This is a genomic window from Aestuariimicrobium sp. p3-SID1156 (assembly GCF_025144225.1).
In the GTDB taxonomy this organism is placed as follows: Bacteria; Actinomycetota; Actinomycetes; order Propionibacteriales; family Propionibacteriaceae; genus Aestuariimicrobium.
In genome coordinates, this window is record NZ_JALXXB010000013.1 from 1 (window position 1) to 14,786 (window position 14,786).

12 protein-coding genes are annotated in these 14,786 nt (G+C 67.7%); 1 reads left to right on the forward strand and 11 read right to left on the reverse strand.

The window, feature by feature from the left end; genetic code table 11:
- The 11 genes from M3G03_RS11715 to M3G03_RS11765 form a co-directional block, all read right to left on the reverse strand.
- The coding region (locus M3G03_RS11715) for an NtaA/DmoA family FMN-dependent monooxygenase (RefSeq protein ID WP_259810180.1) at nucleotides 1–1,338 on the reverse strand (1,338 nt) is incomplete at its 3' end.
- 12 nt (nucleotides 1,339–1,350) lie between these two features.
- Entirely contained in the window at nucleotides 1,351–2,523 is a 1,173-nt protein-coding gene (locus M3G03_RS11720) for an LLM class flavin-dependent oxidoreductase (protein ID WP_259810181.1), read from the reverse strand.
- On the reverse strand, nucleotides 2,520–5,036 hold the full coding sequence (ssuE, locus tag M3G03_RS11725; protein WP_259810182.1) for an NADPH-dependent FMN reductase: 2,517 nt from the start codon (nucleotides 5,034–5,036) through the stop codon (nucleotides 2,520–2,522). Before ssuE ends, M3G03_RS11720 begins: the two co-directional genes overlap by 4 nt.
- A complete protein-coding gene (locus tag M3G03_RS11730) occupies nucleotides 5,033–6,031 on the reverse strand; it encodes a transporter substrate-binding domain-containing protein (protein ID WP_259810183.1) in 999 nt (332 codons plus the stop codon). The genes ssuE and M3G03_RS11730 overlap by 4 nt, the downstream gene beginning before the upstream one ends.
- Nucleotides 6,032–6,096: 65 nt before the next feature.
- Nucleotides 6,097–6,849: an amino acid ABC transporter ATP-binding protein gene (locus tag M3G03_RS11735; RefSeq protein ID WP_259810252.1), complete on the reverse strand. Its 753-nt coding sequence runs from the start codon at nucleotides 6,847–6,849 to the stop codon at nucleotides 6,097–6,099.
- A 68-nt stretch (nucleotides 6,850–6,917) separates the two neighbouring features.
- Nucleotides 6,918–8,048, reverse strand: a complete 1,131-nt coding sequence (locus tag M3G03_RS11740) for an amino acid ABC transporter permease (RefSeq protein ID WP_259810185.1) — start codon at nucleotides 8,046–8,048, stop codon at nucleotides 6,918–6,920.
- A 502-nt stretch (nucleotides 8,049–8,550) separates the two neighbouring features.
- Nucleotides 8,551–9,579 carry a M14 family zinc carboxypeptidase gene (locus M3G03_RS11745; protein WP_259810186.1) on the reverse strand — a complete coding sequence of 343 codons (1,029 nt, stop codon included), beginning with the start codon at nucleotides 9,577–9,579 and terminating at the stop codon, nucleotides 8,551–8,553.
- Between the two features lie 85 nt (nucleotides 9,580–9,664).
- Nucleotides 9,665–10,372, reverse strand: a complete 708-nt coding sequence (locus M3G03_RS11750) for a hypothetical protein (RefSeq protein WP_259810188.1) — start codon at nucleotides 10,370–10,372, stop codon at nucleotides 9,665–9,667.
- 12 nt (nucleotides 10,373–10,384) lie between these two features.
- On the reverse strand, nucleotides 10,385–11,194 hold the full coding sequence (locus M3G03_RS11755; RefSeq protein WP_259810190.1) for a hypothetical protein: 810 nt from the start codon (nucleotides 11,192–11,194) through the stop codon (nucleotides 10,385–10,387).
- Nucleotides 11,195–11,218: 24 nt separating this feature from the next.
- Nucleotides 11,219–11,830, reverse strand: coding sequence for a hypothetical protein (locus M3G03_RS11760; RefSeq protein ID WP_259810192.1), 612 nt, complete (start codon nucleotides 11,828–11,830; stop codon nucleotides 11,219–11,221).
- Complete coding sequence (locus M3G03_RS11765) at nucleotides 11,830–12,882, reverse strand: alcohol dehydrogenase catalytic domain-containing protein (RefSeq protein WP_259810194.1); 1,053 nt, start codon at nucleotides 12,880–12,882, stop codon at nucleotides 11,830–11,832. Before M3G03_RS11765 ends, M3G03_RS11760 begins: the two co-directional genes overlap by 1 nt.
- Nucleotides 12,883–13,008: 126 nt before the next feature.
- Between M3G03_RS11765 and M3G03_RS11770 the strand changes: the two genes are divergently transcribed.
- Nucleotides 13,009–14,715 (forward strand): dihydroxyacetone kinase family protein, encoded by a 1,707-nt coding sequence (locus M3G03_RS11770; protein WP_259810196.1) that lies wholly within the window; start codon nucleotides 13,009–13,011, stop codon nucleotides 14,713–14,715.
- The last annotated feature ends 71 nt before the right edge of the window (nucleotides 14,716–14,786 follow it).

Genomic DNA, 14,786 nt, shown 5'->3' on the forward strand with positions numbered 1-14,786 from the left:
GCCAGCCAGGCCAAGGTTCTCCCGCAGGGTCCTTCCCTCGTACTCAGTGCGGTAGACCCCCAGTTCCTGCAGGATCGGCACGACCTGCTCGACGAAGGGTTGCAGGCCGTCGGGTGTGATGTGCGGGATCAGGATGAAGCCGTCGCTGGCGTCGGACTGCACGTAGCGATTGATCTCATGTGCCACGGTCTCGGCCGAACCGATGAAGTTCTGGCGGCCGGTGACCTCGATGATGAGCTCCCGGGCGCTCCATCCGTTGGCTGCCGCACGCTCGCGCCATTCCCGCGCGGTCGCGATCGGGTCGTGGTGCGCTCGCACGGACGCCCGACCCTGGGCAGTGTGCTCACCATCGACGATCGGATCGAACTCGGGCAGGGGACCGTCGGGGTCGAGGTCGGACAGGTCGCGGTTCCACACCTGCTCCAGGAATCGGATTGCCGTCTGTCCGCTGACCTGGGCGAGACGGACCTCGTGCGCAACCTGGCGTGCCTCCTCATCGGTGTCACCGATGATGAAGGTCGCTCCGGGCAGGATCAACAGCTCCTCACGACGACGACCGTATGTGGCCAGACGGGCCTTGACGTCGCTGTAGAAGGCCTGCCCGGCCTCCAGCGTGGAGTGTCGCGTGAAGATCGCGTCCACCGTGCGGGCAGCGAATTCGCGTCCCTCATCGGAGTCACCGGCCTGGAAGAGGACCGGGCGTCCCTGCGGTGAGGCGGGGACGTTGAAGTGCCCGGCGATGTCGAAGTGGTCGTCCCGCACCTGGAAGCGACCCGCCTCGGCCCGGGTGAGGAAATGGCCTGGGTCGGAACTCAGGTCGCCCTCCTGCCAGGAGCCCCACAGCACGTCGGCGGCGTGGACGAAGCTCGCTGCCCGCTCATACCTCTGGGACGCCTGGAGGTAGCCGCCCCGCCGGAAGTTCTCCCCGGTGAAGGCATCCCAGCTGGTCACCACGTTCCAGGCGGCTCGGCCACCGGAGAGGTGGTCGAGGGTGGCGAACTGGCGCGCGACCTCGTAGGGCTCGTTGAAGGTGGCGTTGATGGTGCCCACCAGACCAAGTCGTTCAGTGACGGCGCTGAGCGCGGCCAGGATGCTGAAAGTGTCAGGCCGACCCACCACGTCGAGGTCGTAGATCTGTCCGTTCTGCTCACGCAGGCGCAGGCCCTCGGCCAGGAAGAGGAAGTCGAAAAGCCCTGTCTCGGCCACTCGGGCGAAGCGCTCGAAGGAGGAGAAGTCGATGTGGCTGCCAGATCGGGGATCGCTCCACACCGTGGTGTTGTTGACGCCCGGGAAGTGGGCGCCCAGATGGATCTGCTTGCGGGGAAACTGCGTGGGCATGGAAGATTCCTCTCAGCTGGCCAGCGGGCTGGGGTGGGCGTATCGGTTGGTGGGCAGGGGGAATCCAAGCAGGCCGCGGAGGGTGTTGGCCTGGTAGCCGTCCCGGAACTGGCCCCGGCGCCGCAGTTCCCCGGTGAGTTCGTGGGTGATCCGGGGTCCATCCTGGGCGGAGACGGCCGGCCGCAGCCGGAAGCCATCCGCGCCGAGGGAGTGCCAGTGCTCGAGCTGGTCGGCGAGCTGGACAACCGTCCCCGTGAAGACGGCGGTGTCGCTGACCAGCTCCTCCCCGGCTGCCTCGTCCAGCCGGTCCAGTCGCGCTCTGGCCGCCTCGGCGGTGTCGTCGAGCACAATGAGCAGGTCCGCGAAGATCCGACGCTCGCCTCCAGAGTCTGGGACCTGACTGAGGATGCGGGTGAGGTCAGCATCCTGGAACGGGGTGATGAAGCCCAGGTCGGCGCTGGCGGCGACGAACTCATAGGGCAGCTGCTGGTGGGCCAGTGCCGCCACGATCGGTTGGCCCTGGGGTGGGCGTTGAGTGATGAGCGGGCCCTTCACACTGAAATACTTGCCCTCGAAATCGATGTAGTGGAGCTTGTCGCGGTCGACGAAGCGCCCGGTGGCCACGTCGCGAATCTCGGCGTCGTCCTCCCAGCTGTCCCACAGACGACGCAACACCTCCACCCAGTCGGACGCCTCAGCGAACTGTTCGACCACTTGCTCCTGTGTGGGCTTGCCCTGAACTGCCTCGAGATCGGGACGGCGGCCGATGTGGCGCGCCTCCTCCCCGTGTGTGGTGGCGCGCACCCGGACCCCGGCACGGCCCCGGGAGACATGGTCCAGGGTGGCAATGGCCTTGGCCAGGTGGAAGGGCTCGGTGTGGACCGCAACCGCCGAGGGCACCAGCCCTATCGACGTGGTCAGCGGCGCGACGGCATTGGCCACCAGCACGCTGTCGAGGCGTCCCCGGACGCGATCGGTACGCTCACGGGGGGAGCCCCAGGGCTCATCGAGCTGCAGTCCAAGCGAGTCCTCGAAGGTGACCAGGTCCAGCTGGCCGGCTTCGGCACGGCGAACCTCCTCCGCCCAGTGTCGGAGGGTGAAAAAGTCAGCGGGTCCAGCGCCGGGCTCGCGCCAGGCAGCCGGGTGCCAGCCGGCGTCATTGAGGGCAAGGGCAAGGTGGATCATGCGACATCTCCTTGGGGATGGGGAACGGCAAGCCGGCGTGGGGCCAGCAGGGTTGGATCGGTGCGAGATGGTGCCTCGGCACCATCGGTGACAGGCCGACCAGCCACTGGGGGGATGCCCATCTCGCGCAACAGCAGACGGGCTATCCGGTCGTTCTGCCGGAAGGCGGCACCGTTGGTGCGTGGGCGGTGGAAGGCAGCGACAGCGGCGCTGGCCGAGACTGCCGGACCGAGCAGGTGGCGGCGAGGGTGGACGCTGCCATCGGCTCGAACGGCCCGGAACTGCGCATCGGTGACCAGCAGGCCGCGCCGGGCACCCAGCGGCCCTGCCGGTTCGACGAGCAATTCATCCCGCCGCAGCAGGGCCTGCAGCAGGGAATCAGCGGCTTCCACCACGTCGATCGCAGGCAGGAAGGCGTCCACCAGCGCACGGGTCCGCACGGGCTCGTCATCGACCACGGTCGAGGCGGCCTGGAAGGCATTCCCCTCCAGGGCGACCGTGACGTCAGGGCCGAGGAAGGTGACCAGCCCTGCTCGCTGGAGCGCGAGCAGCTCAGCCAGGCGACGCGGTGGCGGTCCGCTGGCGATGAAGGAGAAGAAGCTCTTGAACTCCCCCTCCACCAACCGAGTACGGTCCTCGGCGCCGATGCGCCCCTGGGCGATGAGCTCACCCAGCGCCACGTAGATGCCGACCAGCACCTCGAAGACGGCGCGGTCGCTGGAGTGGGCGGGATCCTGTCGGCGGGCCAGGTCATCCGCGACGTGTGTCACCACCGCTCGCGAGGCTTCCCCCCAGGACGGGAAGCGTTGGCCTGCGAGTGGACGCTGTAGGGCCAGCAGGTTGATGCGGTCCTGCTCGTCAGGCACCTGGGATGCCACGTGCCGGGAGAACTCGGCGCTCGTGGCCCCGTGCTTGTCCAGCACCGTGCGCAATTCCTCGAAGCTGCCGTGGGTACGGTCGGCATGCGCCTGGAAGAGCCGGCGGTAGTGGGCGTGGGTGATCTCATCGGCGACCAGCGGCCAGAGCTCGCGCTCCACGTCGACCTGGCCGCCGGGACCGCCGAGCCGGGCGAGTCGATCCGGCGTGAGGTACCTCAGTGGTGTGGGTGTGTCGATCGAATAGCCCAGTTTCGCGTGGTAGGGGACGCCGCGGCCCGAGGCGGCCAGCAGTCTGGGTTCGCGCCCACTGGGGACGTAGGTGAGGTCGGTGCCCTCACCGGTGAAATGGCCGCCGCGTCCCTGGGTGAGCAGGGTGACCAGATCGATGAACGCGAGCCCCAGCCCGCGCACCAGAACCGGTTCCCCCGGCGCCAGGGCGTCCAGGTCGAGGTCGGCGGTCTGGGCTGGAGGGATGTAGGTGAGGTCGCGCTCCTCGGCCTTGGCCAACAGGTCCTGCTGGGACGCGGTCAGCGCCTGGTCGAAGTGACCCTGGGCGAGCACGACCACGTCGGCCGGGATGTGGGCTCCGGACTCCAGGACAACAACCTGGAGTCCGTCCTGGTCGAGCAGGTCAACCGCTCTGTGGCGGTGCACCTGCAGTCGGACGCCACTGGGCAACCGGTCGACCGTGCGTCGCCATGCCCAGCCCAGGTACTCGGCCTGGACCCCGCGGGGGAGGAAGGAGTCTGGTCCGTACTGGGACACCGGCCAGCCCTGACCGGCCAGGACAGCCCTGCCCTGGCCGGTCGCCCACTCTGCTAGCGAGGGTCCGGGGGTGACCGGACCCTCGCACTTCACCGTCTCGTCGGTGAAGACTGTGACGTCGGCTGCCGTGGAGTTCATCCAGAGCAGCTCGGACTGGTCGGCTCGCCAGATCCTGCCGGCACCTACCGGCTCGGGGTCGACGACGTGGATAGCCAGGTCGGTCGTTCCCGGCGGAAGGTTGGCCGCGAAGCGGTCGAGCAGCCCCAGGGCCCTGGGACCGCCGCCAACGATGACGATGCTGCGTCGCCTGGCCCTGGCCAGTCGGTGGGCCAGATGCGCCTCCAGTGTTTCGGCGAAGGCATCAGTTGCCGCCTCGACGGCCAGTCGCGCCTCCGCCGTCACCTGTCGGCGTCCATCGGGCCCGGTGCCGATCTGGCTTGCCAGCACCACGCGGCCACGGGAGAGGTGGCGCGCCCCCAGGGATTCCAGTACTGGACGCAACGCGTAGTCGAGGGCCAGAACGTTGGCGGGGGTCCCCCCGGAGGCCAGCGGGAGGACATGCTTGCCGCGCAGGGCGTTCTGGTCCAGCAGGTCAAGGAAGACCTTGAGCACTCCGCTGTAGGCCGCCTTGTAGACGGGCGTGGCGATGACCACGGCATCGGCCCGGCGGACCGCTTCCAGCGCCTCCGCGATTCCCGGCGCCTGGGCACGGCCGAGGAGGAGGTCTGCGGCGGGCAGGTCGCGCAGGACCACCTGCTCGACCTGGTGTCCATGGTCCTCCAGCCGACGCAGGGCGACCGCAGCCACGGCCTCACTGCGCGAGTTGGTGGAGGGACTGGAGGAGATGGCCAGGATCCGTCCCCTGGTCACTTTGTCTTCGCCTTCGGCAGGCCGGCCGGATTCACCTCGGACTTTGTCACGGCCTCGACCTTGAGTCCCCAGCGCTGCAGGACGCGGGCGTAGCTGCCGTCGGCGATGGCTGCGTTCAGGGCCGCTGCGATGGGCTGGACGAGGCCGTTGCCCTTGCGGGTGATCACACCCACCTTGCCCTGGACGGGGTAGCTGGAGGACACGTGCCCCACGATCTTCGTTCCGCCGCCGGTGGCCACGTGGTACAGGGCGGAGGGGTCGGGGCCGAGGTGGAGATCAATGCGCCCGGACTTGATCGCCAGGTAGGCATCCTGGGCGCTGGAGTAGTAGACCAGCGAGGCGGGCTTGCCGCCCTTGGCCTGGATGATCTCGTTCCAGCGCAGCAGGACTGCCTCCTGCAGGGTGCCGGAGGCGACACCGACCTTCTTCCCGGCGATGTCCTGGGGTTGCTTGACCTTGAGCGTGGAATCCGGCGCCGCCTCGAAGGCATGCAGTCCAAGGCGGTAGGTCGCGAAGTCGTACTTCTCCTTGCGGGCCTCGGAGACGCCCACATTGGAGGCGGCGATGTCGACGGTGCCGGCGTCCAGCCCGACGAAAAGGTTCTCCCAGCTGGAGACGTGGGTTTCCACCTTGAGCCCCAGGATGTCGGCCACCAGGTGGGAAATGTCGACATCCGAGCCGACGGCGGTCTTGTTGTCGGTGGCCAGGAAGTTGATGGGCGGAGCCCCGGTCACTGCTGAGCTGCCGACGCGAAGAACTCCGCGGTCGCGGATGGCCTTCGGCAGCGTGGCGGCGATTGTCTCGTTGAAGGTGCCCTTCACCCGGCCGGCCTGTTCGGGGGAGTTGTCGTAGGTGATCTTGTCACCGGAGGCGCCGGTCGCAGTGGTGGCAGCCTCGACGGGGTCACTGCAGGCGCTGGCGGTGCCGAGCACGAGGGCGCTGCTGCCCAGCAGCAGGCTGCGGCGGGACAGGGACGAGGCGAACGGGCTGTTCATGATGGTGCTCCTGAAGTGGTGGGAGATGAAGCGGTGGGGGGTAAGTGTGGGGGTTGGATGGGGCGTCACAGGACGCGGGAGAGGAAGCTGCGGGTGCGTTCGTGGGTCGGGTTGTCGATGACCTGGGCGGCGGGTCCCTGTTCGACGATCTGGCCCTCGGCCATGAAGACGACCGTGTCGGCGATCTCTCGGGCGAACCCGATCTCGTGGGTGACGACGACCATGGTTGAGCCCTCGTTGGCGAGCTGTTTGATCACGTCGAGGACTTCCCCCACCAACTCGGGGTCGAGTGCGCTGGTGGGCTCGTCGAAGAGTAGGAGGGCTGGTTCCAGGGTCAGCGCCCGAGCGATGGCCACTCGTTGCTGCTGGCCACCCGACAACTGGCGGGGGTAGGCGTTGGCCTTGTCGGCGAGCCCGACGCGGTCGAGCAGCTTCAGGGCGAGGGCACGGACCTCGGCCGGTTGACGTCCCTGTGCGTGGACTGGCGCCTCCACCAGGTTCTCCAGCACGGTCAGGTGCCCGAACAGGTTGAAGTTCTGGAAGACGAAGCCAATCCGGCGCCGCTGGGCCAGCAGCGTGCGTGGGGACAGCTCATGGAGCCGATTGCCCTGCTGGCGGTAGCCGACCAGCTCACCATCGACCAGGACGAGGCCGCGGTCGACCTTCTCCAGATGGTTGATGGTGCGCAGGAGGGTGGACTTGCCCGAGCCGGAGGGTCCGATGATGGCGGTCACCTCGCCGGTCCTGACGATCAGGTCAACCCCGCGTAGGACTTCCAGGGTGCCGAAGCTCTTGTGGACACCCCGGAGTTCGACCATGGCACCGGGAGTTGCGCTGGGGTGTCGCTCGTGGTGGGGGGCCGTGCGGACTCGTTGCAGGAGGGGGCTCATCGCATGGCCTCCTGCAGGGCGAGGCGGAACTGGGTGGCCGACATGGTGCGCCCGACGCGGGAACGGACGGCGCGGGAACGGACGACGCGGTCCGCGGTCTGGCGCTCACCGACGGTGCCTTCGGGGGAGCTGGGGTTGGCTGAGTTCTTGGCACGGCCACCACGAGTGCGTCCGCGGGCGTAGTGCTTCTCGATGGCGTGCTGGGCGACCGAGAGCAGGGTGGTCAGGATGATGTACCAGACGGTGGCCACCATCAGCAGGGGGATCACGCGGGAGTTGCGACCGTAGATGACCTGCACCTGGTAGAAGAGTTCCGGGATCGCCAGCACCGAGACGATCGAGGTCCCCTTGAACAGTCCCACCACCTCGTTGGCGGCGTTGGGAAGGATGCTGGGCATCGCCTGGGGCAGGACGATGTGGAAGAGGCGTCGGGCTCGCGGGATCCCGAGTGCCTCTGCGGCGTCGAACTGACCTGCGTCCACCGACAGGATGCCGGCGCGAATGATCTCGGCAGCGTAGGCGGCCTGGTGGAGGGCCAGGCCAACGACGGCCGCCCCCATGGCGGACAACAAGGAGTTGGTGGGGATGGTGAAGAAGGTGGGGCCGAAGGGGACTCCCACCTTGATCGCCCCGTAGATGTAGCCGATGTTGAACCAGAAGATCAGTTGCACCATCAGCGGGATGGAGCGGAAGACCCAGACGAAGCCGAAGGCGACCGCGTTGAGGAAGCGCTGCTCTGACAGCCGCATGGCTGCCAGCGCAATGCCCAGTCCGAAGCCGAAGACCACGCCGAGGAGGGTGAGCTTGAGGGTTTCGACCAGGGCAAGCATCACCGAGCGGGAGGCGAAGTAGGCCGCGAAGGTGGGCCAGTCCCAGACGGGGTTGGTGACCAACTGTTCGACGAAGAGGGCGAGCGCGAGGGCCACCAGTGCCACTGCCACCCACAACAGTGGTTGGCGGCGGGGTACCACGACCAGGTCCTGGTCATGGTCGGAAGGGGTGGGAGTGTTGGAAAGGGCGGGGCTGCTGGAAGGGAATCGGGGGATGTGCTGCGCCGACGATGGGTCGGGGTGGTTCGAGGCGGCCGTGCCAGGGCGGGCGTGGTCCAGACGTGTCGCAATCGACATGGGATTTCCTCAGGGAATGGGTGCGGCAAAATGGGTCGCCAAAAGCGACGGACAAATCCACGGATTCAGTAATCGGATTTGCGGCAGCGGACGGACCAATGCATGTTTTCGTCCGCAGGAATTCCGCAGCTGCTCCCGGGCACGCCCAGTCAAACGGGCAACGCCAGTGCACGGCTGGTAGCAGGGGGCAACGCGGAGCATGCGCAGGTGCGCAGCGGGTGTGGCACCCGGATCGTCAGAGGATCAACAGGTGCAGGTGGAGACGAGGAGCAGGTCGACGTGCAGGCGCACGGTGAGCAGGCTGCCAGCCGGAGAGGTCGCGGCGGGTGCCATCATGGCCAATCCTTCCTGCTCGTTGTGTGTTCTTCGTCAGAATCGACAATAGATTAATGGGTGTTGATTGCCACGCACATCTCAGGACGTGGACAAAAAAGTTCTCACAGAACGGCCCCGGGAGATGCCTCCCGGGGCGTGGACTGCATGACTGGGTGAAGGTGGGGGATCAGCCCTGTTCGGTCAGGGTATTCCAGAAGCTGGTGTCCTGCTTGGTGATCGAGCCGTCCGCGATGGCCTTGGCGGTGGCGTTGAGGGTGACAACGGTCTGCTTGATCAGGTAGCCGTTGGACTTCTGACCGAGGATGTAGCTCTCGTACTCGTGGTCGGACATGCCGCGCATCTCGAACAGGAGGGTGGCGATGCCGTACTCGGCGGCCAGCCCGTTGCGGGCGATGGTGTTCGCGCTGCCGCCGACGTACTTGCCCAGGTGCCCCCAGCCGGTGGGCTCGATGGCGTTGTACACGACGGCACCGAGCTGCTTGGACTTCTCCACCAGGGCGGCGTCCACCGAGCTGGTGGTCGGGTAGAGGATCGAGCCGGAGACCAGCTCGCCATCCGCCTTGGCCGTGGTGCCCTGGTGGTGGAGGTCGACGGCATAGTCGATGCCGAGTTCGGCGTCGTACTTGGCCAGCATGCGATGCAGGGCCTGGGTCTCGACCTCAGCCTTGGCGACGTGGTCGCGGTTGAGGTCCACCTTGTTGGCGTTGTAGCGGGTCAGGTGGCGGCCGCCGGAGGCATGGTAGTTGTCGAGGGAGAAGTTCACGTCACCCATCGCGCCGTCGGCGTTGAGCATCGGGACGATCAGGATGTTGATCCTGCCCAGGATCGACTTGTTCGAGTTCCCGAGCGACTTGATGAAGTCGAGCATGCCCTCGGTGGTCAGCTGCTCGTTGCCGTGCTGCTGGGTGATGTAGAGGACGGTCGGGTTCTTCGGGTTGGAGATGTACTTGACCAGGTGGATGTCGCGGCCCTTGACCGTCTGGCCAATCACCTCCAGCTCCATGGCCGACTGCTTGGCGTCCTGCTTCTTCAGCTCGGCGACCATCGAGTCGTAGGTGTGCAGGATCGAGGTGTTGATGGTGCCCTTGCAGCAATCAGGACCCTTGCCCACCGCGACGGCGGACGTGCCGGGAGACAGGGAGAGAGCAGCGCCACTGAGGGCGGCGGCAGTGAACAGCGCAGCAAGACGACGCATGAGGAACGGGCTCCTTCGCTCGTTGGACACGCGTGACGGATGTCACAGCGTTGGTTCAGCAAGCTAACAGTCGTCGGTTACGCCGTCAACGAATCCGCGATACCACCTGCGCAGTGACGTTCTCGATGACCCTCTCCCGCCCCTTCATGGCGGAGACCTGCACCAGCAGCGTGCCCTTGCGTCCCAGCAGCTTGGACTCGGGGGGCAGCTCTCCATCGGCCAGGACGCGTCCGGTGAGTAGTTTGGCGTCTGTGAGCCCCTGCGCCTGGGCCTTGCCCTGGGTGATCTGGATTCTCTGGCTGCTGCCATCGGCCACCGTCGTGGTGGCCGCCCTGCATGTCGCACCCAGCGCGGTGTCGCGGGAGGCGATCAACTCCTGGGCGTCCTTCTCACTGGCCATCTCCACCACGGAAATGGTCACCACGCCCTCGAGGAGGGCCATCGCCGCGGGCCGGCCCTCGCTGATCGGGCCGGTGACCCCGTGCAGAACGTAGTTGCACGCGGTCGGGGTGACGGGACGCGGTGGGGTGGCCTTGAAGGACTTTCGCGCCTCAGCGATGGGGAAGACCTCGGCGGTCTTCCCCTCCACGGTGATGCCGGTGACGAGCTTCTCCAGGGAGGCATCGGTGTGGGCGGAACCCCCTGTGGGCGAACCACCCCCGGACGCAGAGCTGCCCGCCACCGGCGAGGTGGCGGGCGCGCTGGTCGGGTCGGGGGTGGTGCTGGTGTCGGTCCCACCGCTGCAGGCGGTCAGGAGGACGAGGGCGGACAGGCTGGCCAGGGCGGTCTTCACCCGCCCAGTATGTCAGCCGAGATTGCTGAGGATCTTCTTCACGGCAGCCTCCTGTGCCGCCTCGTCCCCCTGCGGGACGGCGACCTGGACGATCACCGAACCCTTGCGTCCGAGCAGGCTGATGCGGGTCTGCTTCTCCCCGGTCTGAGGGCTGGCTGCGGTGCTCTTCATGATGCGGGCATCCTCGAGGCCGTGGCCATCGGTCTTCTCAGCCGTGATGGCGGAAGACATCTCCACGCCATTGGACTTCAGCTTCACGGCCTTGCAGCTCGGGTTGTCCAGCGCCTTGTCGCGTTCGGCCAGCAACGCCTTCGCAGCGTCCTCGCCACCCATCTCGATGAGGGTGATGCCGCCAGTCTGGTCCGCGCTCGTCGCCATGGCGGCAGGCTTGCCGTCGATCACCGGCTCAGCCACACCCTTGCCGACGAAGGCGCAGGCCTCGGGGTCCGTGGTCGGCAGGATGCTCTTGTCCTGCCCACGCATGGCGGACAAGGGGATGGCGGTCAGGGGCGTGCCGAGGTTGACCCCCTCCAGGGCCTTCTGGAGGCTCTGGTCAGTCTGCGCACCGGGAGCTGCTGCCGAGGAACCAGAGGCTGCCGGGGTCGATTCAGCCGGGGTCGATTCAGCGGGTGTCGACTCCGCAGGGGACGACTCGATCGCGGAGTTCTCGGACGCTGGCGAACTGGGGGCCACGGTGGCGCTCTGGGTGGTCGCGGCGCTCGTGCTGGGGCTGGTCGTGGTCTCCTGCTCGGAGCAGCCGGCCAGGCCCACGAGGGCGGCGACGGCCAGGGTTGTCATGGCGGTGCGGAGGTTGGGGCTCATGGGACCACCGTAGAGCACACCGGGTCACAGCCTCCCGCCGATACTGCTCGCAATCTCGCGCAGAGCCCTCTCGTCGGCCGAGTTGGAACTGTTGACCAGCACCAGCACCGAGCCCTTGCGCCCCAGCAGGGACGCCGACTGGCTGGTCTGGCCGGAGACCTGTGCGGTCGAGACGAGCATCCGCACCGACTCCAGGCCCTGGGTGTCGGTCTTCTGCTCGGTGATCGTCGAGGTCGTGGACGTCCCACCGGCGCTCGTGGTGACCTGCCTGCACTCCCCGGAGTCGAGCACCTTGTCACGCTCGGCGATCTGCTGCTTGGCGGCCTCGACCGACTCCATCTCCACCAGGGTGACGTTCACCCGCTGGGGGCTCAGCCCCATGGCCGCCGGGTGCCCCTCCAGGATGGCCGGCATCAGCCCGGTCGCCACGAAGGAGCAGCCCGCGGGCTGGGTGTGGGGCTGGGTGTGTGCCCCGGCAGACCTGACGGTCTCGATGGGGAAGACCTCCATGGGCTGCCCGGCGTGGGTTGTCTGTCCCACGATGGTGGCCAGGGACTGGTCGGTTTCGAGAGTCGGGCCGGAACACCCAGCGCCCACCAGCACCACCGCGAGGGCCGCCAGCGCCGGGCCGCGCATCAGCGCGACTCCGATGGCAGCACCGCAACCTTGAGCCCCTGGCGTTCACGTACGGCGGTGATCGCGGCGTCCAGCTCACTGAGCGGGAAGGTGTGCGTGACCAGCGATCCGACCGGCAGGCGTCCACTGGACAGCAGCTCCACCGCTGTCCTCACGTCGGCGCGACGGGCGTTCGAACCCCCCGTGACCACCAGCTCCTTGTAGTGGATCAGGTTCGGGTCCATCTCGGCGGTCGACCCCTTTGGGAAGCCCGCGAAGTAGTTCACCCGACCCCCGATGGCGGCAAGTTCCAGCGCCTGGTTGGCCAACTCCGGGGCGCCCACGCAGACGATGACCACGTCCACCCCCCGCCCGTCGGTGCGGGAGAGGATCTCGTCAGTCAGCGCCTGCCCGGTCAGGTCGAAGGCGTCGGTGGCCCCCATCTCGAGAGCTGGCTCCAACCGCCCCGGACGCCCGGAGGCAAGGATGGTGGTCGCCCCTGCCAGGTTGGCCAGCGCGACGTGGAGCAGGCCGATCGGGCCGGTTCCCAACACCATCACCGACTCGCCGGGCTGGACGCGGAACTGGTTGGCCCCATTGATGACACAGCTCACCGGCTCGGCGAGTGCCAGCAGGGTCGGGTCGAGTTCCTGTGGGGCGATGACGAGGTTGCCGTTCTCCACCGCTCGGCGAGGGACCAGCATGTACTCGGCCATTCCGCCGTCAATGGCGTAGCCGAACAGCTCCAGGTTCTCGCACAGGTGCTCGCGCCCCGCCAGGCAGGCGGGGCAGTGGTTGCAGCTGAGCACGATCGAGCAGGTGGCCTGCGCCCCCAGCGGGACGCCTTCCACACCCTCACCCACCGCTTCCACACGGCCAGCGAACTCGTGTCCCATCACCACTCCCGGCCGGACGCCGGCGGTCTTCGCGCCGCTGATCAGGCGAAGGTCGGTCCCGCAGATGGTGTTGGCGTCCATTCGGAGCAGCACCTCGCCCGGGCCCGGTTCGGGACGCTCCCTGCGATCGAGTCGGAGGTCATTGATGCCGCGCAGTACGGCTGCCTGCATGTCCATGGCCGAAGCCTAGCCGCCACCCGCTGACCACGGAGCATGAGACTTTTCACATTCCTATTGTGAACCCCCGGTGCTGCCTCCTAGAGTGAGGCACTACCCAACCCCGCCACCCGAAAGAGAGCAGCAATGACGCGCCTGGTGAACAATCCCGAAGACTTCCCGGCCGAAGCCGTACAGGGTTTCGTGCTGGCCAACAAGAGGTACGTGAAGCCGGTCTTTGGCGGGGTGGTCCGTTCCACCGCGACCGACCAGGGGAAGGTGGCCGTGGTCTACGGCGGTGGTTCGGGACACTACCCGGCCTTCGCCGGCTGGGTCGGCCACGGCTTCGCCGACGGTGCCGTCTGCGGCAACATCTTCAGCTCTCCCTCCGGAGCCCAGGCCTACTCGGTGATGAAGGCCGCAGAGCGCGGCGCTGGCGTCCTGATGGGCTTCGGCAACTACGCCGGTGACGTGCTCCACTTCGGCCAGGCCATCGAGCGGCTGCGTGCCGAGGGAATCCAGGCCGACACCCTGGTCGTCACCGATGACATCGCCTCCGGCGGCAAGGACGAGATCGAGAAGCGCCGCGGCATCGCCGGGGACTTCCCCACCTTCAAGATCGCTGGTGCCGCGGCGGAGGCCGGCAAGGACTTCGAGGAGGTCAAGCGCGTCTTCGCCAAGGCCAATGACGCCACCCGCAGCTTCGGCGTCGCCTTCAGCGGGTGCACCCTGCCCGGCGCCAAGGAGCCGTTGTTCACCGTGCCGGAGGGCAAGATGGGCGTCGGTCTGGGCATCCACGGCGAGCCCGGCGTTCGCGATGCTGATCTGGGTACCGCTGACGATGTGGCCAAGACCTTGGTCGATGGCCTGCTGGACGACCGTCCCGCCGAGGCAGGCACTCGCGTGATCGCCATCGTCAACGGCCTGGGCGACACCAAGTACGAGGAACTGTTCGTGACCTGCCGCAACATCGTCCAGCGACTGGAGGACGCCGGCCTGGAACTGGTTGACGTCGAGTCCGGGGAGTTCGTCACCTCCCTGGACATGGCCGGCATCTCGCTGACCCTGGTCTGGGTCGACGACGAGCTGCTCGACTACTGGAACGCGCCCTGCGACACCCCTGCCTACCGCAAGGGATCTGTGGGTGAGGTCGCGCGCGACGACACCGCCATGAACACCGAGGCAGCTCCCGTCGAGGTGACCGGGAAGGGATCCGCCGAATCCCAGGAACTTGCCGGTCACATCGCCACCGCGCTGCACACCATCGCCGCTCTACTCCACGACGAGCAGGATGACCTCGGCAAGCTCGACTCGGTGGCCGGCGACGGCGACCACGGCCAGGGCATGGCCATGGGTGCCACGGCGGCAGCCGTCGCTGCCGACGACCTCGTCAAGCAGGGGGCCGGTGCCCAGACCACCCTCGCCGCCGCCGGTGATGCCTGGTCCAACGGCTCCGGCGGTACTTCGGGTGCCCTGTGGGGTGCGCTCCTCACCGCCATCGGTTCGGTGCTTGGCGACCAGGCCCCCGCCGCCGAGGACGCCATCCAGCAGGGCCTATCCGCAGCCCTCGAGGCCGTCCAGCGACTGGGCGGTGCCCAGGTCGGCGACAAGACCATGGTGGACGCCCTGGCGCCGCTGGTGGAGACCTTCTCCTCGACGGAGGGCGACCTGCCCACCCGCGCCAGGGCTGCTGTGGAGGCCGCCCAGCAGGGAGCCGAGTCCACGAAGGAGATGAAGGCCAGGCTCGGTCGTGCGCGTCCGCTGGGGGAGAAGTCGATCGGCACCGCCGACCCCGGCGCCGTCTCCCTGGCCCACATCGCGAAGGCCCTCGCGGACCAGCTCTCGGCGTCCTGAGCGATCTTGCCCGACCGGCAGCGGTCCGCGAGTGTCGCGGGCCGCTGCTAGTCTTTCCTGAGCCAGCACCC